The organism is Burkholderia sp. COPS (genome assembly GCF_019425585.1).
Taxonomy (GTDB): domain Bacteria; phylum Pseudomonadota; class Gammaproteobacteria; order Burkholderiales; family Burkholderiaceae; genus Burkholderia; species Burkholderia cepacia.
Genome location: NZ_WIXR01000058.1, coordinates 1 through 24,168 on the forward strand (window position 1 = coordinate 1; position 24,168 = coordinate 24,168).

Consider the following 24,168-nt stretch of genomic DNA (forward strand, 5'->3'; position numbering starts at 1 on the left):
CTTGATCAGCGAACGGATCGCGGTCGGCGCGGTGTAGAACACGCTGACCTTGTGGTCGCCGATCATCTTCCAGAAGCGGCCGGCGTCCGGGTAGGTCGGCACGCCCTCGAACACGACCTGCGTGCCGCCGCAGGCGAGCGGGCCGTACGTGATGTACGTGTGGCCGGTGACCCAGCCGATGTCGGCCGTGCACCAGAACACGTCGGTGGGTTTCCAGTCGAAGGTCCACTTCATCGTCTGCGCGGCCCACAGCAGGTAGCCGCCGGTGCTGTGTTGCACACCCTTCGGCTTGCCGGTCGAGCCCGACGTGTACAGGATGAACAGCGGATGCTCGGCGCTCACCCATTCCGGCTCGCACGTGTCGGACTCGCCGGCCGTCAGTTCGTGCATCCACAGGTCGCGGTCGGCATGCCAGTCGATCTTGCCGCCGGTGCGGCGATAGACGATCACGCTCTTCACCGCTTCGCAGCCGCCCAGCGCGAGCGCCTCGTCGGCGATGCTCTTGAGCGGCAGCGTCTTGCCGCCGCGCGCCTGCTCGTCGGCCGTGATCAGCGCCGTCGCGCCGACGTCGACGAGCCGCTCGTTCAGCGACTTCGCGGAGAAGCCGCCGAACACGACCGAGTGCGTCGCGCCGATGCGGGCGCAGGCCTGCATCGCGACGATGCCTTCGATCGACATCGGGATATAGATGACGACGCGGTCGCCCTTGCCGATGCCGCGCTTCTTCAACGCATTCGCGAAACGCGACACGCGGGCGAGGAGATCCGCATAGGTGACGCGCGTGACGGTGCCGTCGTCGGCTTCGAAGATTACCGCGACGCGCTCGCCGTTGCCGGCTTCGACGTGACGGTCGAGGCAGTTGTACGACGCGTTCAGCTCGCCGTCGTCGAACCACTTGTAGAACGGTGCGTTGGACTCGTCGAGCACTTTGGTGAACGGCTTGTGCCACGCGAGGCCCTCGCGCGCGAGGCGCGCCCAGAAGCCTTCGTAATCGCGCTCGGCCTCGGCGACGAGCGCCCGATAGGCCGGCATGCCGGAAATGGTCGCCGCCTGCTCGAGCGCCGCGGGCGGCGCAAACTGGCGGGTTTCGTGAAGAACCGATTCAATCGCAGACATCGACAACCCCTTGGTGAACATGAATCCTCTGCATGGCGGCGCGATCGTGCGCGCCGCGCGTCTTGGCCGGCGCATGCGCGCCGCTGTCTCCTACCCACCACCCGCGCACGGCCCGAAGGCCGCTGCGCGATGCTGCGCCGCACCACGTCGCACGATGGCGACCGGGCGACCCGACAGTGTCCACAATAAGCGCTCCAACTTACCCGTCACTTACGCGGCACGGCCGTTTCGCCCGCCGGGCGGCGCCGCCTGCAGCTTTACGCTGTAACGAGCGCGACCCTACAATCCTAACTGAACTCGCCTTCCGGATTCCAGCTTGAATCGCTATGCTTTCTTTCTCGTTCTGTCGATGCTGTTCGTCGGCAGCAATGTCGGTATCGGCAAATCGATCGTCGCCTTCGTTCCCGTCGCCATCCTCGCCACACTGCGCTTCGTGATTGCGATCGCCGTGCTGTGGCCGCTGTTCAGCCCGGTGAAGATGCGCACCGTCAAGCGCGGCGAATGGCTGAACCTGTTCCTGCAGGCGTTCTTCGGCACCTTCATGTTCACGCTGCTGATGCTGAACGGCGTGCAGCGCACGAGCGCTGTCGCGGCCGGCGTGATCACCAGCACGATTCCGGCGATCGTCGCGCTGTTCGCGTGGCTGATCCTGCGTGAAAAACCGAACGGCCGTGCGCTCGTGTCGATCGCGCTCGCGATCGCCGGCGTCGTGACGATCAACCTCGCGAACGGCAGCGCCGCCGGGCACGGCGCATCGTCGTCGCTCACCGGCAACCTGCTGATCCTCGGCGCGGTGTGCTGCGAATCGATCTACGTGATCCTGTCGCGCCGCCTCACGCAGACGCTCGCGCCGATCGACATCTGCGCGTACACGCACCTGTTCGGCCTGTGCCTGATGCTGCCGCTCGGCGCGACGGCCATGTGGCATTTCGATTACGCGAGCGTGCCGGCCGGCACCTGGGCGCTCGTCGTCTGGTACGGCCTGTCGGCCAGCATCTTCTCGTTCTGGCTGTGGATGAAGGGCATCCGGCACGTGCCGGGCAGCCTCGCCGGCGTGTTCAGCGCGGTGCTGCCGGTCGCCGCGGCCGCGTATGGCATCGTGTTCCTCGGCGAGCGCCCCACCCTCGCCCACGGCATCGCGCTCGCGTGCGTCGTCACCGGCATCGTGCTCGCGAGCCTGCGCGTGAAACGCGTGCCCGCCGCCGCGTCCTGATCCGTCCCTGGCCGTGCCGGCGCGTCACTGCAGCCGCGCCGGCCGACGCGTTACAATAGCGCGCCTTTTCAAGATTACCCCCGATACCTGCGCACCGCGCCCGAGTCTCCACCATGTCCGCCCCGCATTCGCCCGGCCGCCCCGCGCGTCGCCCGCTTCGCCCGCTTCCCGCGCTGATTTTCATGAGCCGCTGGCTCCAGGTTCCGCTTTATCTCGGCCTGATCGTCGCGCAGGCCGTCTATGTGTTCCTGTTCCTGAAGGAAGTCTGGCACCTGCTGTCGCATGCGACCAGCCTCGACGAAATCAGCGTGATGCTCGCGGTGCTCGGCCTGATCGACGTGGTGATGATCTCGAACCTGCTGATCATGGTGATCGTCGGCGGTTACGAAACGTTCGTGTCGCGCCTCGGCATCGAGGGCCACCCCGACGAGCCCGAATGGCTCGACCACGTGAATGCGGGCGTGCTGAAGGTCAAGCTGTCGATGGCGCTGATCAGCATTTCGTCGATCCACCTGCTGAAGACGTTCATCAACCCCGACCAGCACACGATGCACGCGATCATGTGGCAGGTGATCATCCACGTGTCGTTCCTGGTGTCGGCGCTCGTGATGGCGTGGGTCGACCGCCTGACGACGCACACGCACCCGGCCCATTTCCACGAGACGCACGCCCACGACGGGCACGCGCCTGCAGCGAACGAGCCCCGCAAGCCGGCCGAAGCGGCCGCCAACGCATAAACGCATTCCCCACTGTCCCCACAGAGTCTCAGCCATGACCGTCATCAAACAGGAAGACCTGATCCAGAGCATCGCGGATTCGCTGCAGTACATCAGCTACTACCACCCGCTCGACTACATCCAGGCCCTCGGCCGCGCGTACGAACTGGAAGAAAGCCCGGCCGCGAAGGATGCGATCGCGCAGATCCTCACGAACAGCCGCATGTGCGCGGAAGGCAAGCGCCCGATCTGCCAGGACACCGGCATCGTCACGATCTTCGTGAAGGTCGGCATGGACGTGCGCTGGGACGGCGCGACGATGGGCCTCACCGACATGATCAACGAAGGCGTGCGCCGCGGTTACACGCACCCGGACAACGTGCTGCGCGCGTCGATCGTCAATCCGCCGGAAGGCGCCCGCAAGAACACGAAGGACAACACGCCGGCCGTGATCCACTACGAGATCGTGCCGGGCGACAAGGTCGACGTGCAGGTCGCGGCGAAGGGCGGCGGCTCGGAGAACAAGTCGAAGTTCGTGATGCTGAACCCGTCCGACTCGATCGTCGACTGGGTGCTGAAGACGGTCCCGACGATGGGCGCGGGCTGGTGCCCGCCCGGCATGCTCGGGATCGGTATCGGCGGCACCGCCGAGAAGGCGATGCTGATGGCGAAGGAATCGCTGATGGAGCCGATCGACATCCAGGAAATCATCGCGCGCGGCCCGAAGGACTGGGTCGAGGAACTGCGCGTCGAGCTGCACGAGAAGGTCAACGCGCTCGGCATCGGCGCACAGGGCCTCGGCGGCCTGGCCACCGTGCTCGACGTGAAGATCATGGCTGCACCGACGCACGCGGCATCGAAGCCGGTCGCGCTGATCCCGAACTGCGCGGCCACGCGCCACGCGCACTTCGTGCTCGACGGCTCGGGCCCGGCCAAGCTTGAAGCACCGTCGCTCGACGCATGGCCGAAGGTCCAGTGGGAACCGAACACGGAAACCAGCAAGCGCGTCGACCTGAACACGCTGACGCCGGAAGAAGTCGCCAGCTGGACGCCGGGCCAGACGCTGCTGCTGTCGGGCAAGATGCTCACCGGCCGCGACGCTGCGCACAAGCGCATCGCCGACATGCTCGCGAAGGGCGAGAAGCTGCCGGTCGACTTCACCAACCGCGTGATCTACTACGTCGGCCCGGTCGATCCGGTGCGCGACGAAGTGGTCGGCCCGGCAGGCCCGACGACGGCCACGCGCATGGACAAGTTCACCGAGACGATGCTCGCGCAAACCGGCCTGATCTCGATGGTCGGCAAGGCCGAGCGCGGCCCGGTCGCGATCGACGCGATCAAGAAGCACAAGGCGGCCTACCTGATGGCCGTCGGCGGCGCCGCATACCTCGTGTCGAAGGCGATCCGCGGCGCGAAGGTGCTCGCGTTCGAAGACCTCGGCATGGAAGCGATCTACGAGTTCGACGTGCAGGACATGCCGGTGACGGTCGCCGTCGATTCGTCGGGCACGTCGGTGCACCGAACCGGCCCGAAGGAGTGGCAGGCGAAGATCGGCAAGATCCCGGTCGCAACTGCTTAAGCGCGATCGAATGCAAGGCCGGACGCGAGTCCGGCCTTTTTGCTTCTCGTTCTCATTATTGTGTGCGGCCGGTTATTCGAGGCTGATTCTCATTACATGCAAAAGGCAGGCCCGGCAAGGCTTTGAGGCTTGGCTTTTCTCGTACGAGCGATTATCTTTCGGTTTCTGAAGCCCCACTGAACAAGGAACAAGCCATGCAAGGCGACAAGAAAGTCATCGAATATCTGAACGCCCAGTTGAAGAATGAACTCACGGCGATCAACCAGTACTTCCTGCATGCGCGCATGTACAAGCACTGGGGCCTCGAGAAACTGGGCAAGCACGAGTACGACGAGTCGATCGGCGAAATGAAGCACGCAGACTGGCTGATCGAGCGCGTATTCATGCTCGACGGCCTGCCGAACCTGCAGGACCTGCACAAGCTGCTCGTCGGCGAGGAAACCGAAGAGATCCTGAAGTGCGACCTGAAGCTCGAGCAGATCTCGCAGTCCACCTGCAAGGAAGCGATCGCCTATTGCGAATCGGTTCGTGACTACGTGTCGCGCGAGATCTTCGAAAAGATCCTCGACGACACCGAAGAACACATCGACTGGCTGGAAACGCAGATCGACCTGATCGGCAAGGTCGGCCTGCAGAACTACCAGCAAACGATGATGGGTTCGCCGGAGTAAGCGCGCTCCGCCCTTCCCGCCATCGCCACCCGCCCTTTCATGTCGACACCTTCCGTTATCGCCGCGACGTCCACGACCGTTGCCCCCATCGGCATCTTCGATTCAGGGCTGGGTGGCCTGTCGGTACTGCGCGCCGCGCGCGCGCAGCTGCCCGACGAATCGTTCATCTACGTCGCCGATTCGCACCACGCACCTTATGGTCCGCGCGATGAGGCGTTCATTACGGAACGCACGCTGGCAATCGGCGAGTGGCTGGCCCGCGAAGGGGCGAAGGCGCTCGTCATCGCCTGCAACACCGCAACCGCACGCGCGATCGCCGCAATCCGCGAACACCTGCCGATGCCGCTCGTCGGCGTCGAGCCGGGCATCAAGCCGGCGGTCGCCGTGTCCGCGAGCGGCGTCGCGGGCGTCCTCGCCACGCAGTCGACGCTGAACAGCCCGCGCTTCCAGGCGCTGCTCGACCGCTACGGCGCCGGCCGCCGCTTCATCTGCCAGCCCGGCCACGGGCTCGTCGAGGCCATCGAGCGCGGCGACACGAATTCGCCCGCCTTGCGCGCGTTGCTCGACAGCTATCTGCAGCCGATGCTCGACGACGGCGCCGATACGCTGGTACTCGGCTGCACGCATTACCCGTTCTTCACGGAAACGATTCGTGACCTTGTGGGCGATCGCCTGACGATCGTCGACACGAGCGACGCAATCGCGCGCCAGCTCGCCCGGATTCTCGACGAGCGCAACCTGCGTGCACCGGCCGGCACGCGCGCGGCGCCACCCCGCTTCTGCTCGACCAGCGACGGCCGCCAGTTGCAGGTACTCGCGTCGACGCTGCTCGGCCTCGCCGCCCCGGTCGAATCCGTCACCATTTCCTCGCCGAACGCGCGCGCCTGCGCGACTGCCTGACACGAGCCGGCACGCCCGCTTCCGCGTGCCGCTCCGCCGCCCCCACCGCTTCAAGGGTCTGATGACCTTAAAAAAGCCCGGCCCGCGCTTGTCAACGTCCGCAAAATTAATGATAATAATTCGCATTAACGTTAGCTATCGCAACTCACCATGATCGTCTGCGTGTGCAAGTCTGTTTCCGATCGCAAGATTCGCGCGTCCCTCGCAGAGGGCGTGAACTCTTTCGATGAACTCCAGTTCGAGCTCGGCGTGGCCACGTGCTGCGGCAAGTGCGAGGAGTCCGTACGCGACCTCATGGCCGAACAAGGCGTCTGCGCGAGCCAGTGCGGTGTCGAGCACCACGCTCATCCGATCCCGGTCACGTTCTACGAACGCAAGGCGGCCTGACCGGCGCCGGGTGTATACATGCGGCCCAGGCCGCATTTTTGTTTTGACCGTCAGCAAGCCACCGTCTACGCGAGCCAGCGGCTTACCTGCCAAGGAGCCTGTCATGGAATTGCTGATCGGATTTGTGACCACCGTTTGCATCTCGCTGCTGATCTTCCGCAAGTGATGCCGATTCACCCGCCGCGCCCCGGGTGCGACATCGTTCTTTCAAGCTAACATGCAGGCTTCGCATTCCACTCCCGCCGGCATCTTGCCGGCCGCACCACGTATGAATCCCCGAGTGATCGTCGTCGCGGTCGGTGTGCTTGCCGCACATGCGATCATGCTGACGGCCGCCTGGCTCCATCGCAACGCGCCGCCGCCGGCAAAGGAGATCGAGGTTCAGTCGATCACCGCACAGCTCATTGCGCCCGCGCCCCCTGCCCAGCCGGTCGCGGTCCAGTCGGCCGCGCAGCAGCCCACGCCGCCCAAGCCCGCGCCGCGCGTGAAGCCGAAGGTCGAGCCGAAGCCGGTACAGAAAGCCGTCCCGACGCCTCAGCCGGTCGCGCAGGCACCGTCGCCGACGCCCGCGCCGGCAGCGGTCGATCCGACACCGGCTCCCGCCGCGCCGGCGCCTGCCGCTCCGGCTGCAGCCCCCGGCCCGGCCCGCGAGACGATGCAGGTCAGCGCGCCGAAGAACGTCACGGCGCTCAGCTGCAATTTCGTGAAGCCCGCCTATCCGACGATGTCGAAGCGTCGCGGCGAAACGGGCACGGCTTATGTTCACTTCGTCATCGGCGTGACGGGCAAGATCGAAAGCGTCCAGCTGCAGAAGAGCAGCGGCTACCCGCGTCTCGACGAAGCCGCGCTCGAGGCGACGCGCGCCAGCACCTGTCCGCCATATATCGAGAACGGCCAGGCGATCCGCGCCGCCCATACGCTGCCCTTCAACTTCACGCTCGACGACTAACCCGTCATATTCGGTAGATTCAAAGGAAACAAGAAAATGCAAAGCTACGGTATCGCGCACGTCTGGGCGCAAGGTGATTTCGTCACGCGCGCCATCGCGATCACGCTGCTCGTGATGTCGATCCTGTCGTGGATCGTGATCGTCATCAAGGGCTGGAACGTGATCCGCCTGAACCGCCTGACGAAGAACGCCGAACAGGCGTTCTGGCATTCGGACAACTTCGACGACGGCATCAAGAAGCTCGGGCTCGCCGCCTCGACGCCGAACGACAATCCGTTCCTCGCGCTCGCGCTGTCGGGCAAGGAAGCCGCCGATCACCACCATCAGACGCAACCGCACCTGCACGACCGCATGGACGTGTCGGACTGGGTCACGCGCTGCCTGAAGGACACGATGGACGAAGGCATCTCGCGCATGCAAAGCGGCCTCGCGATCCTCGCGTCGGTCGGCAGCACGGCGCCGTTCGTCGGCCTGTTCGGTACGGTCTGGGGGATCTACCACGCACTGCTCGCGATCGGCGCATCCGGCCAGACGTCGATCGACCAGGTCGCGGGCCCGGTCGGCGAATCGCTGATCATGACCGCATTCGGCCTGTTCGTCGCGATCCCGGCCGTGCTCGGCTACAACGCACTCACCCGTGCGAACAAGGGCGTGGTCAGCAAGCTGCGTCGCTTCGCGCACGGCCTGCACGCGTATTTCGTGACGGGCGCGAGCCTTGCATCGTCGTCGACGCGCGACGGCCTGCGTCTCGCGACGCGCGCCAACTGAGACGGGGTGAAGCATGGCAATGAACACCGGTTTCAGCGACGATGACGACGATGCCGTGATGAGCGAGATCAACATGACGCCGCTCGTCGACGTCATGCTCGTACTCCTGATCATTTTCCTCGTGACGATCCCGGCGATGCAGCACGCGGTGAAGATCGACCTGCCGCATGCCAGCAGCCAGCCTGTCGACGAGAAACCGCAGACGGTCGACGTCGCGATCCAGGGCGACGGCACGATCCTGTGGGACGACCATACGGTCACGCGCGAACAATTGCAGGAACGCATCGCGGAAGCGGCAAAACGCACGCCGCAGCCGGAGTTGCACCTGCGTGCGGACCGCAAGGTTGCCTACGAACACGTCGCCGAAGTGATGTCGGATGCGCAGGCCGGCGGCTTGACGAAGCTCGGCTTCGTGACCGAGCCGACCGCAAAAGCGAAGTAACGCACGCGCAATCAGGCGCTCGCCGGCGGCGCACAATCGGCCGCACCTAGCCGGCCGCGCCTCGCCGGCCGCACCTCGCCGGCCGCACACAAAGTAAAAGGCCTTCATCGCCAGATGAAGGCCTTTTTTCATGCGCACGCGGGCGCCTTCGGGCGGCGGGCTCTTTGGCGGTATCGGTTACGCCTCGAGCAACGCAAATGCGACTCTGCCGTGGTCTGCACGGACTGCGCGTTCTGCCCTATCTGGCTCACAATATATGCGGCCACCTGATTTCGCTCAGAACTTCCTTCACGAAATGGGATTTCAATATAGGCTCGCACGCACGCGCATTCAAGGTTCCGGCGATTGAAACTTGCGATTGCAGGCGACGCTTCAATGACAAAACAAATTTGCGTCGCCGTGCACGTCGTGTTCAGGTCGCCGAAACATCGGCCGCCGCTTCCTTCTTCGCACGCTCGGGACACCCCGGTTCCTTGTAGGCGCCGTGATCGAGCTTCTCGACCAGATAGTCGACAAACGCACGCACAGCGGGCGGCATCCCCTGCCGCGACACGAACACCGCGTACAGTTGCGGCACGGGCAGCGTCCAGCCCGGCATCACCGGCGACAGTTGCCCCGCGCGCAGCGCGTTGCCGTACATCATCTCCGGCAGCGCCGCGATGCCGAGGCCATCGAGCACGGCTTCGCGGATCGTCATCAGGTCGGCCGTCACCAGCCGCGGGTCGTGTTCGTGCACGTGACGCGTACCGTCCGGCGCGATCAGGTTGAACACGTGCCGCCCGTCGACGCTCGGCGTATCGAGCGTTTCGAATCCGCTCAGGTCGTCCGGTACCAGCGGCGGCGCATTCTGGCTCAGCAGGCTCGGCGCGCCGACCAGCATCTGCTCGGTGCGCCACAGCGGCCGCACGACGATATTCGCGTTCTGCGGCGGCTCCGAGCGCACACGCAGCGCGACGTCGATCGAATCCTCGAACAGGTCGATCACGCGATTCGTCACGCGGACGTGCACCTTCACCTCGGGATAACGGCGCAGGAATTCGGGCAGGATGCGCGACAGCATCGTCTGCGACAGCGTCACGGGCACACTGACTCGCACCGAGCCGCGCGGCGATGCACGCAACTGCTGGACCGCGTTCATCGCAGCCTGCGCTTCGGCCAGCATCGCCTGGCAGTGCTGGTAGAACAGTTCCCCCGCCTCGGTCAGCGCGAGCTTGCGTGTGGAGCGCTGCAACAGGCGCACGCCGAGCGCCGCCTCGAGTTCGGTCAGGCGCCGCGACAGGCGCGATTTCGAGATGCCCAGCACGCGCTCCGCCGCCGAGAAACCGCCATGTTCGACGACCTGCGAAAAGTACATGAGGTCGTTCAGGTTGTGTGCATCGATATTCATCTCATCGTTCCAATTTCAGAACAATCCATTGCGAACCGTCGCGAATCGAACGGTAAAACGCCCAATATAATAGCTCTATGTTTCAAAAATAACGCTATTCCGATGATTTCGAGGGTATCCGCATGACGACCGCTCGCTCGCTTGACCGCACGTACCCCGCCCTTCGCACGACCGAAGGCGGCGGCTTCGTGGTTCACCGCCCGTTCCCGACCCGGCTGCTGATGGATTTCGATCCGTTCCTGCTGCTCGACGAAATGGGCCCCGTCGACTACGCGCCCGGCGAAGCCAAGGGCGCCCCCGACCATCCGCATCGCGGCTTCGAGACCGTGACCTACGCACTCGACGGGCGCTTCCGTCATCGCGATTCGTCCGGCCATGCCGGCACGCTCGGCCCGGGCGACGTGCAATGGATGACGGCGGGCGCCGGCGTCGTGCACAGCGAGATGCCGGATCCTGAATTCGCGCAGGCAGGCGGCCGCTCCCACGGCTTCCAGCTGTGGGTCAACCTGCCGCGGCGCGACAAGCTGATCGCGCCGCGCTACCAGGAGATCCCGGCCGATCGCATCCCGAGCGCCACGTCGCCGGACGGTCTCGCGCGCGTGCGCGTGATCGCCGGCGAAGCGTTCGGCGTCCGGGCGGCGATCGAGACACGCACGCCGATCCTCTACCAGCATTACACGCTGCAGCCCGGTGCAACGGTCACGCAGCCCGTCCCGGCAGGCTATCGTGTATTCGCCTATCCGATCGACGGAACGGGCCTCTACGGGCCCGACAGGCAGGCAGTCGACGCAAGGCACATGGTCGTGTATGGCGACGACGGCGACACGGTCACGTTCGCTGCCGGCGACACGCCGCTCGACCTGCTGCTGATCGGCGGCGTACCGCTCAACGAGCCGATCGTCCGCTACGGCCCGTTCGTGATGAATACCGAGGAAGAGATCCGGCAGGCTGTCGTCGACTACCAGACGGGGCGCATGGGCCGTATCGAGGCATGACGCATGGACGCCCGGGCAGGTGCCGCGAAACCGCCCGTTTTGCGTCACAATGACTTCTTGAGCCATGTGGCCGCCCGCCACCAGAAGGAACCCGTCCCCTTGAACTTCGAACATCTGATCCAGATCAACTCCGACGATCCGGCCGTGCCCACCCTCACCCGCGACCAGCTCTGGGAAGGTCTCGTGCTGCGCGCCGAACAACCGCAACTGTTCGTGCTCGGTCTCGACAGCTGCGTCGTCCATGAACGGACGGAGACGACGCTCGAGCGTGAACTGCACTACGGTCACGCGACCGTGCGCGACCACGTCACGTTCACGCCGAATCAGCAGGTCCGCTACGACATCCGCGCCGCCGACGGCGAGATCGGCGGCTCGCTGACGATGACGATCGAGGAACGCGACGACCACGAGCTGTTCCTGCGTTTCGAATACCGCACGACGCTGGTCGTCACCGACGACAGCGAAGACGCGCGCCAGACGCACGGGATCGTCAAGGAGGCATACCGCACGTCGGATATCGACACGGTTCGCCTGATCCGCGAGTACGCGCAGGGCCGCAAGGATCCCGATCCGCTGCACTGAACCCGGCGGCGGCCTGCGGGCCGCCCCTTTGATTCAAGCTATCAGATTCCCATTTCCGATCGATAAAGAGTTTTTGTAAATGGGAATAGTTATCATTTAGAATTCATTCCATCGTATCGACAGTCACCGATCAACCGAATGACCGACACCATGCGCCCGACCACGCTGACCTTGCGCCGCCCGAGCGGCACCGCAGGCAGCAGCCGCCAGAAGACGGCAGCGGTCACCACGCCGGCGAAGCCCGCCGGCAACCGCGATGCAGGCACGCGGGTCGTCAGCAGCGATGCGCTGCTGCAAGGCCAAAGCCACGTCAGCATCGCGCATAACGGAGAGACCTATCAGTTGCGCGCCACACGGCTCGGCAAACTGATCCTGACGAAGTAACGACAGAGTATTGTGGGGACCACCTCCCTGAGAGGTGTTGGGCATTAGCCAGCGTAACGGCTTGCACGCGAGATCTAGACCCCTTCGTGCAAACACACTCAAGCAGCCGTTGCAGCAAGCCAAGCCACTTTTTTTGGTTCTCGCACAAGGAAGAAAAAAGCGACACGTCCTTCGACGTGTCGCTTTTTTATTTGGGCGGCCAATGCGCGAAGCGGGTTCCCGAGATTCGTTACCGCGTGAGTGCATGACCGCCGAAGCGGCGCACGAGCCGCTTCAGAAACCCCAGAACATCAGCCACCATGCGCTGTCGATGACGGCAAGCGCGACAGCGAACCACGCGAATGCCGCAAGCCGGCGCGGCAAGGCCGCATAACGCCCCGTCACTTTCCACGCGAGCCACGCACTCCATGTGTTGGCGCCGACCAGGATCGCGATGCGTACATCGGTTGCCCATCCGAGCGGTACATGCTCGGCACGAAGCAGCGACAGCGTCGTGGCCGACAGGCCAAGAAACACGCCCGCGCCCGCGATCGGGATCAATGCCTGCGCGAGATGATGCAGCCGCACGCGCTCGAAGCGGCCGAGCATCAGCGTGGCGCCGGCCAGCAGCACCAGCAGCGCCGTGCCGTACACGAGCCCCGTGCCGACGATGTAGCTGACGACCAGCCCGCCGTCGAGCCAGGAGAAGACGTCGTTGCGATCCGGATAATGCGTGAGCAGGAACCACGGTGCATTGGTTTCGAGCGGCCACGTGATGTCATGGTCGATCAGCCAGCCCGCGAGCCATTGCTTGATCTGCACGAACCACGGGCTGACGGTCCAGTGGAACGCACCAATCGCAACGCCGAGCAGGCCGTACAGGATCAGCGCGGTGTCCCACGGGTTCGCCTTTTGCGCGCCGAGGTTCACGACTTCGTCGGACGGCGAGCGCAACGACAGCGAGATCGCATCCCGGTGCCCGCTGCAGCGGCCGCACATATGGCAGTCCGCCGCGCCCTGCATGTTGCGCAACGGCACGAGCGGTGCGCAGTTGATCGGAATCACGCGATGGCCATGCTCGCCGTTCTTGTACGAACGGCGCCATGCCTCCTCGTCGACCTTGTAGCGCATCGGCGCCAGCCGCGCGAGCAACCCGAACACGCCGTTGACCGGGCACAGGTACTTGCACCACACGCGCTTCTCGCGGCCGTACAGCACGCCGATCACGATCGCGCCGACGGTCGAGCCGCCGAGCACGAACAGCACCGCGAGCGGGTACTGGTACACGCTCACCATCTGCCCGTAGATCGTCGTGAGCCCGAACGCGACGAACGGCCAGCCCCCCCACCGGATCCAGCGCGGAATCGGGCCGCCCCGGCCGAACTTGCTCGCGAATTCGGTGAGCGCGCCCTCCGGACACAGCACGCCGCACCAGACACGGCCGAGCATCACCATCGACAGCAGCACGAACGGCCACCAGATGCCCCAGAACGTGAATTGCGCGATCAGCGTGAGGTTGCTCCACAGGTGCGCGGAGTCGTCCGGCAGCGGCAACACCGCCGGCACGATGATCAGGAATGCATAGACGGCGACGACGGCCCACTGGATGCCGCGGATCAGCGCGCCGTGGCGCTGCATCCACTGGCCCGCCTGCGCGAGCCAGCCCGGCTTGGCTGCGGCGGCAACGCTCATGCCGCGCGACCCGCAGCGACGGCCGGGCGACGGCTCGCACGCTTCATCAGCAGCCAGACCACCGCCCAGTACACCGCGTACGCAACCAGGTTGGTCAGTGCCGGGTGCGCGCGATAACCGGTCAGCGTCGCGACGAGCGAGCCGAACGTGCCCGAATCATCGAGGATCGCGGACGTGTCCCACACCTGCGAAATGCCGAGCGGCAGGATTTCCTTGTCGATCAGCTTGTCGACGCCGGTCTGGAACAGGCCTGCGCCGAGGAACAGCAGCATCACTTCGGTGACGCGGAAGAAATGCCGCCACGAGAAGTACTTGCCGCCGAGCTGCAGCAGATAGAACGTGAAGAACGCAAGGCCGAGGCCGATCACGACCGCGAGCATCTGGCTGCCGTCGACGTGGCCCGACTGGCCGAAACCGAGACCGTACAGGAAGATCACCGTCTCGCTGCCCTCGCGCGCGATCGCGAGCGCGACCAGCACCGCGACGCCCCACCAGTTCGAATCGCGCGTGCTCTGCTGAAGCGATTGCTCCATGTCGCGCTTCAGCGTGCGGCCATGCCGGCGCATCCACAGCACCATCTGCACGATCAGCACGCATGCGATCAGCACCATCGCAGTCTGGAAGTAGTCCTGCGCGTCGCCGGACAGCACTTCGGTGAAACCGACCAGCGCGGCGCCGAGGCCCACGGCCATCAGCAAGCCGACACCGACGCCGGCCCACAGGAAAGGCAGGCCGCGGCGCGCGTCGTCGTCGCCGTTTTTCAGCCATGCATAGAGAATGCCGACGACGAGCAGCGCTTCGACGCTCTCCCGCCAGACGATGAACAAGATCTGACCCATCGATACCTCCTGACGCGCAGAACACCGGGTTGGTGAGCCCGCGCGCAGATAAAACGTGTTACTTCGCGACGATCACGCCCTGCGCCTGCTGGTGGAAATCGTCGAAAAACTTGTATTCGCCCGGCGACAGCGGCGCGACGACCACGAACGAATCGGCACCCGGCGCAAGCACCTTCTCCTTGCGCAGCTGCACGCTCTCGAATTCGGCTGCGCCCTTGCCGGTGTTCTTGATCTCGATCTTGAAACGCTGGCCGGCCGGCACTTCGATGCGGGCGGGAGTCAGCTTGCCGTCCGCCATTTCGAGCTTGAACGTCGGCAGATCGGCAGCGTACGCTGCGCCGGCGAGCCACAACGCAGCGGCTGCGGCAACGATTTTCTGGGGAATTTTCATTCTGGATTCTCTACGCCGACGGCGCGCCGAAGCGCGCCGTCCGTGATGCCACCGATCAGTAACCGCCCTTCTTGCCGATACCGGCGAACGGGAAGTCGTATTCGAGGGTAATGGGCTTGAACCATGCGCCCACGCCCGTTTCCTTGTCGATGTGACGACCGAACGCCATGTGGCCCGTCTGCATCGGCGGCTTGACGACCATCGTCAGGTGATACTTGCCCGGGCCGTTCAGCTTCACGTTGTCGCCGTAGTGCGGACCATCGCTCGCGACCATGCCCATCAGGTCGCCTTCGGCCTTCCACTTAGTGTCACCCTGCTTCGTCAGCTTGTACGTGACCTGCAGGTACGGCATCCAGTCGCCTTCCGCGAAACCCGTCGGGTTGTTCTTGACCGCATGGATGTCGGCCTCGAGGTGGATGTCGGAATCCGACGCCTTGCGCATCATCCCTTCCGGGTCCATCGTGATCGGCTGCAGGTACACCGCGCCGATTTCCATGCCGCCCTGGATCTGCTGCTTGCCGATCGGATATTCGGCAGCCGAGGCCGACATCGCGGCAAGCGCCGCCGCTACCGCAACCGTCGTGCGGATGAACGAAGAACCCAACATGGACACTCCTTGTTATTTGATCTGGAACCATGCGGACCGACCGCCAGGCCTGCCCGCCGAAAACACTAACGCGACGAATAACGTTAATGCGAACAATTCTCAATAATTGCGAAGTTTAGCACCGAACCTGTTCCGGAACAAACGACGAGCCGTGTAAACCCCTGATCCGACAAGGCTTACAGGCTCGTTACCGCAAGGTTTCTGTGACGCTTGGAAAGATTTACCGGCCGCCGCTGACGTGATCGCCGACGTTCGCGCCGAACACGCGCTCACGCAGCAGCGCAAGCTGGTCGCGGGTCGCGGCAGCCTTCTCGAACTCGAGGTTTTTCGCGTAGTCGGCCATCTGCTTCTCGAGGCGCTTGATTTCCTTCGCGAGCTGCTTTTCCGACATGTCCTCGAATTTCGCACGCTGCTGCGCTTCCTTCAGCTCGGCGCGTGCCTCGTCCGCGTTGTAGACGCCGTCGATGATGTCCTTGATGCGCTTCACGACACCGCGCGGCGTGATGCCCATCTGCTCGTTGTAGGCAATCTGCTTCGCGCGGCGCCGCTCGGTCTCGCCGATCGCGCGTTTCATCGACTCGGTCATGTTGTCCGCGTAGAGGATCGCCTTGCCGTTCACGTTCCGCGCGGCCCGGCCGATCGTCTGGATCAGCGAGCGCTCCGCGCGCAGGAAGCCTTCCTTGTCCGCGTCGAGGATCGCGACCAGCGACACCTCGGGAATGTCGAGCCCTTCGCGCAGCAGGTTGATCCCGACCAGCACGTCGAACGTGCCGAGCCGCAGGTCACGGATGATTTCGACACGCTCGACCGTGTCGATGTCGCTGTGCAGGTAACGCACCTTGACCCCGTGGTCGGCCAGGAACTCGGTGAGCTGTTCGGCCATGCGCTTCGTCAGCACGGTGATCAGCACGCGCTCCTCGGCTTTCACGCGCGCGTTGATCTCGGCGAGCACGTCGTCGACCTGCGAGCTCGCCGGCCGCACTTCGATTTCCGGATCGACGAGCCCCGTCGGCCGCACGACCTGTTCGGCGATCTGCCCGGTCACGCGCTTCTCGTAGTCGGCCGGCGTGGCCGACACGAACACGACCTGGCGCATCTTGCGCTCGAACTCGGGGAACTTGAGCGGCCGGTTGTCCAGCGCCGACGGCAGCCGGAAGCCGTAGTTGACGAGGTTTTCCTTGCGTGCGCGGTCGCCGTTGTACATGCCGTTCAGCTGGCCGATCAGCACGTGCGATTCGTCGAGCAGCATCAGCGCGTCGGGCGGCAGGTAGTCGACGAGCGTCGGCGGCGGATCGCCGGGCTCCGCCCCCGAGAAATGCCGCGAGTAGTTCTCGATGCCCTTGCAGAAGCCGAGCTCCTGCAGCATCTCGAGATCGAAACGCGTGCGCTGCTCGAGGCGCTGCGCCTCGACGAGCTTGCCGTCGCGGTGAAAGAACTCGAGCCGCTCGCGCAGTTCGTCCTTGATCGTCTCGACCGCGCGCATCACGGTATCGCGCGGCGTCACGTAGTGCGACGACGGATACACGGTGAAGCGCGGGATCTTCTGCCGCACGCGGCCGGTCAGCGGGTCGAACAGCTGCAGCGTCTCGACCTCGTCGTCGAACAGCTCGACGCGCACGGCCAGCTCGGCGTGCTCGGCCGGGAAGATGTCGATCGTGTCGCCGCGCACGCGGAACGTGCCGCGCTGGAAATCCTGCTCGTTGCGCGTGTACTGCATCGCGATCAGCCGCGCGATCACGTCGCGCTGGCCGAGCTTGTCGCCGGCGCGCAGCGTCAGGATCATCTGGTGGTATTCGGACGGATTGCCGATACCGTAGATCGCCGACACCGTCGCGACGATCACGACGTCGCGGCGCTCCATCAGGCTCTTCGTCGCCGATAGCCGCATCTGCTCGATGTGCTCGTTGATCGACGAGTCCTTCTCGATGAACAGGTCGCGCTGCGGCACGTAGGCTTCAGGCTGGTAATAGTCGTAGTAAGAGACGAAATACTCGACCGCGTTGCGCGGGAAGAACTCCCGGAATTCCGAATAGAGCTGCGCAGCAAGCGTCTTGTTCGGTGCGAACACGATCGCCGGGCGGCCGAGCCGCGCGATCGTGTTCGCCATCGTGAAGGTCTTGCCGGAGCCCGTCACGCCGAGCAGCGTCTGGAACGACAGGCCGTCCTCGACCCCTTCGACGAGCGTGTCGATCGCGGTCGGCTGGTCGCCTGCGGGCGGATACGGTTGGTACAGCTGGAACGGCGACCCTTCGAAGGTCACGAATTTCGATTCGTCGAGCGCGTCGCCGGTTTCGGCATGATGTTCGGACATGGAATGCGGCCGGAGCGAGGGCAAAAGAGTCATTCTAGCGCTTCGCGGCCGGGCGAACTGCTGTCGGCTCCTGACGCGCGACGGCCGCCGGAAATCGCGGTTCCCGGCCGAATTTCGCCGCCGAAACGCCGCCCCCGCCAGCGCGAATTCGCTACAATGTCAGGCTGCTGCGCTTTCCGGCGTCGTGCCTGCCTGCGCGCGGTCCCCCGCGCCCGCCCCGCCCGTTGAAAGCCTGACCCTCTTTTCACTACTGCCGAATCATCATGTCGCTCTTCTCTGCTGTCCAGCTTGCTCCCCGCGACCCGATCCTGGGCCTGAACGAAGCCTTCAACGCCGATGCGCGTCCGACCAAGGTCAACCTCGGCGTCGGTGTGTACACGAACGAAGAAGGCAAGATCCCGCTGCTGCGCGCGGTTCGCGAAGCAGAGAAGGTGCGCGTTGAAGCGGGCCTGCCGCGCGGCTACCTGCCGATCGACGGCATCGCCGCCTACGATGCGGCCGTGCAGAAGCTGCTGCTCGGCAACGATTCGCCGCTGATCGCGGCGGGCCGCGTGGTCACGGCCCAGGCACTGGGCGGCACGGGCGCGCTGAAGATCGGCGCCGATTTCCTGCGCACCGTGAACCCGAACGTGAAGGTCGCGATCAGCGATCCGAGCTGGGAAAACCACCGCGCGCTGTTCGAAGCAGCCGGCTTCGAAGTCGTTGCGTACCCGTATTACGACGCTGCCACCAACGGCGTGAACTTCGAAGGCATGCTGTCGGCGCTGAACGGCTACGAAGCCGGCACGGTCGTCGTGCTGCACGCATGCTGCCACAACCCGACCGGCGTGGACCTGACCGAAGCGCAATGGCAACAGGTCGTCGACGTCGTGAAGGCACGCAACCTCGTGCCGTTCCTCGACATGGCCTACCAGGGCTTCGGCGAGAGCATCGAGGCCGACGCTGCCGCCGTGCGCCTGTTTGCCGCGGCCGACCTGAACGCATTCGTGTCGTCGTCGTTCTCGAAGTCGTTCTCGCTGTACGGCGAGCGCGTCGGCGCCCTGTCGATCATCACGTCGAGCAAGGAAGAAGCGACGCGCGTGCTGTCGCAACTGAAGCGCGTGATCCGCACGAACTACTCGAACCCGCCGACCCATGGCGGCGCCGTGGTCGCAGCGGTGCTCGCATCGCCTGAACTGCACGCTTCGTGGGTGCAGGAACTCGGTGAAATGCGCGACCGCATCCGCGCGATGCGCAACGGTCTCGTCGAGCGCCTGAAGGCAAGCGGCGTCGATCGCGACTTCAGCTTCATCAACGCGCAGCGCGGGATGTTCTCGTATTCGGGCCTGACCTCGGCGCAAGTCGATCGCCTGCGCGACGAGTTCGGCATCTACGCGGTCGGCACGGGCCGGATCTGCGTCGCCGCGCTGAACACGCGCAACCTCGACGCGGTTGCCAATGCCGTTGCAGCTGTCCTGAAGTAAGTCGGCGCCCACGGACGGCAGCCATCACCGGCCCGTCCTGCCGAAACGAAAAACGCGCTCCCCGGAGCGCGTTTTTTTGTGCGATTCGCCGGACTAGCCGGGGAGTCGTCGCCCGAGCAGCCCGTGTCGCGACCGCCCGTGCCGGAAGCCTTTACTGCATGAACCAGCCGTGGCTGACGACGACCGACTGGCCCGTGAGCGCGGCGCTCGGGAACGCCGACAGGAACAGCACCGTCTGCGCGACGTCCTGCACCGTCGTGAACACGCCGTCGACCGTATTGCCGAGCATCACCTTCTTCACCACTTCCTCTTCGCTGATCCCGAGCTCCTTCGCCTGCTCCGGAATCTGCTTGTCGACCAGCGGCGTGCGCACGAAGCCCGGACACACGACGTGCGAGCGCACGTTGTGCTTCGCGCCTTCCTTCGCCAGCACGCGGGCCAGGCCGAGCAGCCCGTGCTTGGCCGTCACGTACGCCGACTTCAGCGGCGACGCTTCGTGCGAGTGCACCGAACCCATGTAGATCACGACACCGCCGCGATCGTCCTTGTACATGTGCTTGAGCGCGGCCTTGGTCGTCAGGAATGCGCCGTCGACGTGGATCGCCTGCATCTTCTTCCAGTCGGAGAACGAGTAGTTCTCGATCGGGTTGACGATCTGGATGCCCGCGTTCGACACGAGGATGTCGACCGAGCCGAACGTTTCGGCCACCTTGTCGATACCGCTGTTCACGGCTTCCTCGTTCGTCACGTCCATCGCGACGCCGATCGCCTTGCCGCCGGCCTTGACGATCTCGTCGGCAACGGCGTTCGCGCCGTCCTGGTTCAGGTCGGCGATCGCGACGGCCGCGCCCGCTTTCGCGAGCTCGAGTGCGATTTCCTTGCCGATGCCGCTCGCGGCGCCCGTGACGACTGCGGTCTTGCCATTCAGATCTGCTGCCATGTCCGTCTCCTCCCGTTGTCGGATCGAAAAAGTACGTGCCCGTCACCTCGGCATTCATCGCATGATCGATGCGGCGGGCCAGCCGCCATTGTGCACGATCGGCCCCGCCGTTCGCGCGCAAAACGTCTAAGCTTAAGGTCGGTTCTGTCACGCAGGAGATTCGCATGCACTATCGACGGCTAGGCCGCTCCGGCCTGCAGATCAGCGCGCTTTCCCTCGGCTCGTGGGTCACGTACGGCAACCAGGTCGACCAGCGGGTCGCGCGTGAATGCCTTGCCGCAGCACGCGACGCAGGCGTCAATTTTTTCGACAACGCCGAGGTGTACGCCGGCGGCAAATCCGAGGAAATCATGGGTCACGCGCTCAAGTCGCTCGATTGGCCGCGTGTCAGCTATATCGTGTCCACCAAGTTCTTCTGGGGGCTCGCCGAAGCACCGAACCAGTATCACACGCTGAACCGGAAATACCTGCTGAACGCCATCGACGGCTCACTGCGCCGGCTGCAGCTCGACTACGTCGATCTCGTCTATTGCCATCGCCCCGATCCGAACACGCCGATCGAGGAAACCGTCTGGGCAATGAGCGACATGATCGTGCGCGGCAAGGCGCTGTACTGGGGCACGTCGGAATGGAGCGCCGACGAGATCCGTGCTGCCTGCGAGATCGCCGAACGGCATCACCTGCACAAGCCGGTTGTCGAGCAGCCGCAGTACAACCTGTTCCACCGCACGCGGGTCGAAAAGGAATATGCACGGCTCTACGACGACTACGGTCTCGGCCTCACGACCTGGAGCCCGCTGGCATCGGGCCTGCTCACCGGCAAGTACCGTAACGGCGTACCGCCCGGCAGCCGCGCGCAGTTACAGGGGTACGACTGGATGCGCGAGCGCCTGACCGACCAGGCCGCCAACGACATCGTCGAACGGCTCGGCGAAATTGCGACGGAGCTCGGCTGCAGCACCGGCCAGCTCGCGATCGCATGGGTGCTCACGAATCCGCACGTGAGCTCGGTCATCACGGGCGCGTCGCGGATCGAGCAGATCGGCGACAACATGCGCGCGCTCGACGTTGCCGCGAAGCTGACACCGGATGTGAAGCAATGCATCGAGGAGGTGGTCGGCGATGCGTACGAATGAGGCGATGCACGGCCACTCGCGTACAATACGCGGCCCGCATCGGCGCCCGGCCTGACTGCCGCGCCTAGCCGGCCGCGCACGATCAAGCGCTTTCATCGATTCACCTTTCGTTTCAGGCAGCCCGCCATGCTCAGTTATCGTCACGGTTTTCACGCAGGCAACCACGCGGACGTGCTCAAGCACGCCGTCGTCGTCCAGTTGCTGCGCTACCTGAACAAGAAAGACAAGTCGTACTGGTACATCGACACGCATGCAGGTGCCGGCGTGTATTCGCTGCGCGACGGTTACGCGGCAAAGACATCGGAATTCGACACTGGCATCGGCCGGCTGTGGAACGAAAAGAACCTGCCGGAAGCGCTGGGCGACTATGTGGATGAGGTCCGCGCGCTGAACGACGACGGTGAACTGCGCTTCTACCCGGGGTCCCCGTACATCGCATGGCGATCGATGCGCGAGCAGGACCGCATGCGGCTGTTCGAAATGCACACGACGGAAATCGACGTGCTGCGCCACAATTTCCGCGATGCGGGGCGACGCGCGATGATCTTTGCCGGAGACGGCTTCGAAGGCATCAAGGCGCTGCTGCCGCCGCCGCCGCGACGCGCACTCGTGCTGATCGACCCGTCCTACGAGGACAAGAAGGATTACGCGCGCACGGTGACTTGCGTGACGGAGTGTCTGAAGCGTTTCGCGACGGGCTGCTATGCCGTCTGGTACCCGCAGGTGACCCGGACGGAATCGCAGCGTTTCCCCGAGCAGTTGAAGCGCCTGCAACCGAACAACTGGCTGCACCTGACACTGACGGTGTCGAATCCGCCCACTGACGGACTCGGTCTCTACGGCAGCGGGATGTTCATCCTGAATCCGCCGTACACCCTCGCCCAGAGCATGAACGAGGCACTGCCTTATCTGGTCGAGATGCTGGGACAGGATAGCGGCGCCCGCTGCCAGATCGAGCACCGCGGAAACTGATCGCGCGACTGTGCGTTACGGCTGCGGTCTGGGCGCGAGCCTTGGCTGGTTGGCCGGCTGTCCACCCCACGCGGGGACATTGATATATGGTGCGACGAACAGCGGAACCGACGTGTTCGGCGCCTGCCCGGCCGGAGCCCGCATGCCTGCCGGCTCGACGATCGGCTCGGGAGACAGCGGCGCCGTCTGCAGCACCAACCCGCCCTTGCCGTCCTGGATACCGCGTTGCGTATCGAGAATCAGCGGTTTGGACGATGTCGCGGCAGCGGCCGCGAGTCCATGGACAAGCGCCACCGCGCCGAGAACGAGACGCGCGCGGGCACTGCGACGCACATCGAGACGCAAACGCATGATCGTGTCCTTCGGGATGAAAAGCAGGCCCATACCATAGCGCTGCACTGATGATTGCGCCAGATCCGGCGCACAAAAAAACAAAGCCCCGTCAATACGGGGCTTGCTTATCGTTCGGTGCCACGTGGCACCTGACGGTGACTCCGATTACAGCGAGTAGCCGTTGGTTTCGAGCGAGCGGATACGGCTCTCGAGCTGGACGATGTCCGACGACGTGGCGAGGTAAGCCTCACGGCGTTCACGTTCTGCGGATTCGAACCAGTTGCTCAGCTTTTCGACGATGTAGGCGATCATGACGTTCTCCAAGGAAGGGGGACCCCTGGTGAATCGAGATTCAGGGATTTCCCGTATAGGGTTATCCCGAATTATAGCGATGCCGCACCAAGATGCTAGTGAAATACTTGCATGGAAACCATTCCAGTTTGGAATGGTCGTGCATCAACTTCACGTAACCTATTGATTTTTATGGAAATCGAATCGAGGCCCGTTTCGAACCTCGAATATGCGCACTAATTTGGTTCACTGACGGGGTCGGACAGACGCGCCAAAATCGGGCACTCGGGACGCCCGTCACCATGACAGTGCGCGGCAAGATCGGCCAACGTGTCGCGCATGTCGCTCAGTTCCGCGATGCGCTTGTCGAGTTCGGCCACGTGCTCGAGCGCAATCGACTTCACTTCCGAGCTCGCGCGGGAACGATCTTGCCAGAGTGTCAGCAGCTTGCGGATGTCCTCGACGAGAAAGCCAAGGCGTCGCGCCTGACGGATGAAGCGCAGGATATGAATTTCGTCCGCACCGTAGATGCGGTAGCCGGCGTCGGTACGTTTGCTCGGCGCAAGCAGGCCAACCTGTTCGTAGTACCGGATCATTTTTGCGCTGACTCCGGATTCGCGCGACGCATCGCCGATATTCATTCCCGCCCTCTCCATCAAGCCCTGGTTTCGAACATGAACGTCGACGAGTGCAATCGCCGGCGCCACTTCGATCGTATCAAATCGCGTGGTTTCGTTTCGGGGCGAGGTTTGACTACAGGATGGCAGCTGAGAGAGCGGGCCAGCGCGCCAGGTAGACGGGATGAATGACGTGCGCTTTCTCCAAGCGCAAATGGTTTTCCATCGCCGAAATGCAAAAACCCCCGCCTTTCGGGCGGGGGTTCTTGGCTTAGGGAGCCTGACGATTACCTACTTTCACACGGGAATCCGCACTATCATCGGCGTAGAGTCGTTTCACGGTCCTGTTCGGGATGGGAAGGGGTGGGACCGACTCGCTATGGTCATCAGGCAAAGAGGGTTGTTGCGCTGGCTTCGCAGCACAACCAATCTTGGAAGAAGCAGTAATTTAGGTTGTGTGTATCACACACGAGAATCCAACTTGTCGCTCTGGATCGCAGCCAATGCG

At 64.2% G+C, this 24,168-nt stretch carries 26 protein-coding genes and 1 rRNA gene; 15 read left to right on the forward strand and 12 right to left on the reverse strand.

Features of this window, described 5'->3' with window-relative positions; translation table 11 throughout:
* The coding region (locus FOZ70_RS33340; RefSeq protein ID WP_219707612.1) for an AMP-binding protein at positions 1-1,116 on the reverse strand (1,116 nt) is incomplete at its 3' end.
* A gap of 316 nt (positions 1,117-1,432) precedes the next feature.
* Between FOZ70_RS33340 and FOZ70_RS33345 the strand changes: the two genes are divergently transcribed.
* The 9 genes from FOZ70_RS33345 (at position 1,433) to FOZ70_RS33385 (ending at position 8,741) form a co-directional block, all read left to right on the forward strand.
* The gene (locus FOZ70_RS33345; protein WP_021163402.1) at positions 1,433-2,329 is read left to right on the forward strand and encodes a DMT family transporter; all 897 of its coding nucleotides are present in this window, start codon (positions 1,433-1,435) and stop codon (positions 2,327-2,329) included.
* 113 nt (positions 2,330-2,442) lie between these two features.
* Entirely contained in the window at positions 2,443-3,066 is a 624-nt protein-coding gene (locus tag FOZ70_RS33350) for a TIGR00645 family protein (protein WP_042977899.1), read from the forward strand.
* Positions 3,067-3,100: 34 nt separating this feature from the next.
* Positions 3,101-4,624: a fumarate hydratase gene (locus FOZ70_RS33355; RefSeq protein ID WP_219707613.1), complete on the forward strand. Its 1,524-nt coding sequence runs from the start codon at positions 3,101-3,103 to the stop codon at positions 4,622-4,624.
* A gap of 194 nt (positions 4,625-4,818) precedes the next feature.
* Entirely contained in the window at positions 4,819-5,295 is a 477-nt protein-coding gene (gene bfr, locus FOZ70_RS33360; protein WP_011352652.1) for a bacterioferritin, read from the forward strand.
* A gap of 39 nt (positions 5,296-5,334) precedes the next feature.
* Positions 5,335-6,195 (forward strand): glutamate racemase, encoded by an 861-nt coding sequence (gene murI / locus FOZ70_RS33365; RefSeq protein WP_021163403.1) that lies wholly within the window; start codon positions 5,335-5,337, stop codon positions 6,193-6,195.
* A gap of 150 nt (positions 6,196-6,345) precedes the next feature.
* Entirely contained in the window at positions 6,346-6,582 is a 237-nt protein-coding gene (locus FOZ70_RS33370) for a (2Fe-2S)-binding protein (protein WP_011352654.1), read from the forward strand.
* A gap of 217 nt (positions 6,583-6,799) precedes the next feature.
* Positions 6,800-7,531, forward strand: a complete 732-nt coding sequence (locus tag FOZ70_RS33375; protein WP_060049386.1) for an energy transducer TonB — start codon at positions 6,800-6,802, stop codon at positions 7,529-7,531.
* A gap of 36 nt (positions 7,532-7,567) precedes the next feature.
* Positions 7,568-8,299, forward strand: a complete 732-nt coding sequence (locus FOZ70_RS33380; protein ID WP_021163406.1) for a MotA/TolQ/ExbB proton channel family protein — start codon at positions 7,568-7,570, stop codon at positions 8,297-8,299.
* 13 nt (positions 8,300-8,312) lie between these two features.
* A complete protein-coding gene (locus FOZ70_RS33385) occupies positions 8,313-8,741 on the forward strand; it encodes a biopolymer transporter ExbD (RefSeq protein ID WP_021163407.1) in 429 nt (142 codons plus the stop codon).
* Positions 8,742-9,153: 412 nt separating this feature from the next.
* Here the strand turns inward: FOZ70_RS33385 and FOZ70_RS33390 are convergent, their stop codons facing one another.
* A complete protein-coding gene (locus FOZ70_RS33390; protein ID WP_021163408.1) occupies positions 9,154-10,128 on the reverse strand; it encodes a LysR family transcriptional regulator in 975 nt (324 codons plus the stop codon).
* Positions 10,129-10,250: 122 nt separating this feature from the next.
* On the opposite strand from FOZ70_RS33390, the gene FOZ70_RS33395 reads away from it, so the two are divergent.
* The 3 genes from FOZ70_RS33395 to FOZ70_RS33405 all read left to right on the forward strand — a co-directional run bounded on the left by FOZ70_RS33395 (position 10,251) and on the right by FOZ70_RS33405 (position 12,089).
* The gene (locus FOZ70_RS33395) at positions 10,251-11,123 is read left to right on the forward strand and encodes a pirin family protein (RefSeq protein WP_042977906.1); all 873 of its coding nucleotides are present in this window, start codon (positions 10,251-10,253) and stop codon (positions 11,121-11,123) included.
* 99 nt (positions 11,124-11,222) lie between these two features.
* Complete coding sequence (locus FOZ70_RS33400; protein ID WP_027786893.1) at positions 11,223-11,705, forward strand: SRPBCC family protein; 483 nt, start codon at positions 11,223-11,225, stop codon at positions 11,703-11,705.
* 138 nt (positions 11,706-11,843) lie between these two features.
* The gene (locus tag FOZ70_RS33405; RefSeq protein WP_048026659.1) at positions 11,844-12,089 is read left to right on the forward strand and encodes a hemin uptake protein HemP; all 246 of its coding nucleotides are present in this window, start codon (positions 11,844-11,846) and stop codon (positions 12,087-12,089) included.
* Between the two features lie 273 nt (positions 12,090-12,362).
* On the opposite strand, the gene FOZ70_RS33410 is transcribed toward FOZ70_RS33405, so the two are convergent.
* From FOZ70_RS33410 to uvrB, 5 genes are all read right to left on the reverse strand, one after another.
* Positions 12,363-13,760: a 4Fe-4S binding protein gene (locus FOZ70_RS33410; RefSeq protein ID WP_021163414.1), complete on the reverse strand. Its 1,398-nt coding sequence runs from the start codon at positions 13,758-13,760 to the stop codon at positions 12,363-12,365.
* On the reverse strand, positions 13,757-14,599 hold the full coding sequence (locus FOZ70_RS33415; protein ID WP_021163415.1) for an FTR1 family protein: 843 nt from the start codon (positions 14,597-14,599) through the stop codon (positions 13,757-13,759). Before FOZ70_RS33415 ends, FOZ70_RS33410 begins: the two co-directional genes overlap by 4 nt.
* 58 nt (positions 14,600-14,657) lie before the next feature.
* Positions 14,658-14,990, reverse strand: coding sequence for a cupredoxin domain-containing protein (locus tag FOZ70_RS33420; RefSeq protein ID WP_021163416.1), 333 nt, complete (start codon positions 14,988-14,990; stop codon positions 14,658-14,660).
* 55 nt (positions 14,991-15,045) lie between these two features.
* Positions 15,046-15,597, reverse strand: coding sequence for an iron transporter (locus FOZ70_RS33425; RefSeq protein ID WP_021163417.1), 552 nt, complete (start codon positions 15,595-15,597; stop codon positions 15,046-15,048).
* A gap of 220 nt (positions 15,598-15,817) precedes the next feature.
* The gene (gene uvrB, locus FOZ70_RS33430) at positions 15,818-17,908 is read right to left on the reverse strand and encodes an excinuclease ABC subunit UvrB (RefSeq protein ID WP_059589206.1); all 2,091 of its coding nucleotides are present in this window, start codon (positions 17,906-17,908) and stop codon (positions 15,818-15,820) included.
* A gap of 263 nt (positions 17,909-18,171) precedes the next feature.
* Between uvrB and FOZ70_RS33435 the strand changes: the two genes are divergently transcribed.
* Positions 18,172-19,371: an amino acid aminotransferase gene (locus FOZ70_RS33435; RefSeq protein WP_021163420.1), complete on the forward strand. Its 1,200-nt coding sequence runs from the start codon at positions 18,172-18,174 to the stop codon at positions 19,369-19,371.
* A 151-nt stretch (positions 19,372-19,522) separates the two neighbouring features.
* Here the strand turns inward: FOZ70_RS33435 and FOZ70_RS33440 are convergent, their stop codons facing one another.
* A complete protein-coding gene (locus tag FOZ70_RS33440; RefSeq protein ID WP_048026652.1) occupies positions 19,523-20,311 on the reverse strand; it encodes a 3-hydroxybutyrate dehydrogenase in 789 nt (262 codons plus the stop codon).
* Between the two features lie 164 nt (positions 20,312-20,475).
* On the opposite strand from FOZ70_RS33440, the gene FOZ70_RS33445 reads away from it, so the two are divergent.
* Complete coding sequence (locus FOZ70_RS33445; RefSeq protein ID WP_219707614.1) at positions 20,476-21,447, forward strand: aldo/keto reductase; 972 nt, start codon at positions 20,476-20,478, stop codon at positions 21,445-21,447.
* Between the two features lie 126 nt (positions 21,448-21,573).
* Positions 21,574-22,419 (forward strand): 23S rRNA (adenine(2030)-N(6))-methyltransferase RlmJ, encoded by an 846-nt coding sequence (rlmJ, locus tag FOZ70_RS33450; protein WP_021164367.1) that lies wholly within the window; start codon positions 21,574-21,576, stop codon positions 22,417-22,419.
* 15 nt (positions 22,420-22,434) lie between these two features.
* Here the strand turns inward: rlmJ and FOZ70_RS33455 are convergent, their stop codons facing one another.
* The 4 genes from FOZ70_RS33455 to rrf form a co-directional block, all read right to left on the reverse strand.
* Complete coding sequence (locus FOZ70_RS33455) at positions 22,435-22,803, reverse strand: hypothetical protein (protein ID WP_175852001.1); 369 nt, start codon at positions 22,801-22,803, stop codon at positions 22,435-22,437.
* Between the two features lie 114 nt (positions 22,804-22,917).
* Complete coding sequence (locus FOZ70_RS33460) at positions 22,918-23,064, reverse strand: DUF3563 family protein (RefSeq protein WP_006478295.1); 147 nt, start codon at positions 23,062-23,064, stop codon at positions 22,918-22,920.
* Between the two features lie 215 nt (positions 23,065-23,279).
* Entirely contained in the window at positions 23,280-23,684 is a 405-nt protein-coding gene (gene cueR, locus FOZ70_RS33465) for a Cu(I)-responsive transcriptional regulator (protein WP_027786885.1), read from the reverse strand.
* 254 nt (positions 23,685-23,938) lie between these two features.
* Positions 23,939-24,051 (reverse strand): 5S ribosomal RNA (rrf, locus tag FOZ70_RS33470).
* Positions 24,052-24,168 lie beyond the last annotated feature (117 nt).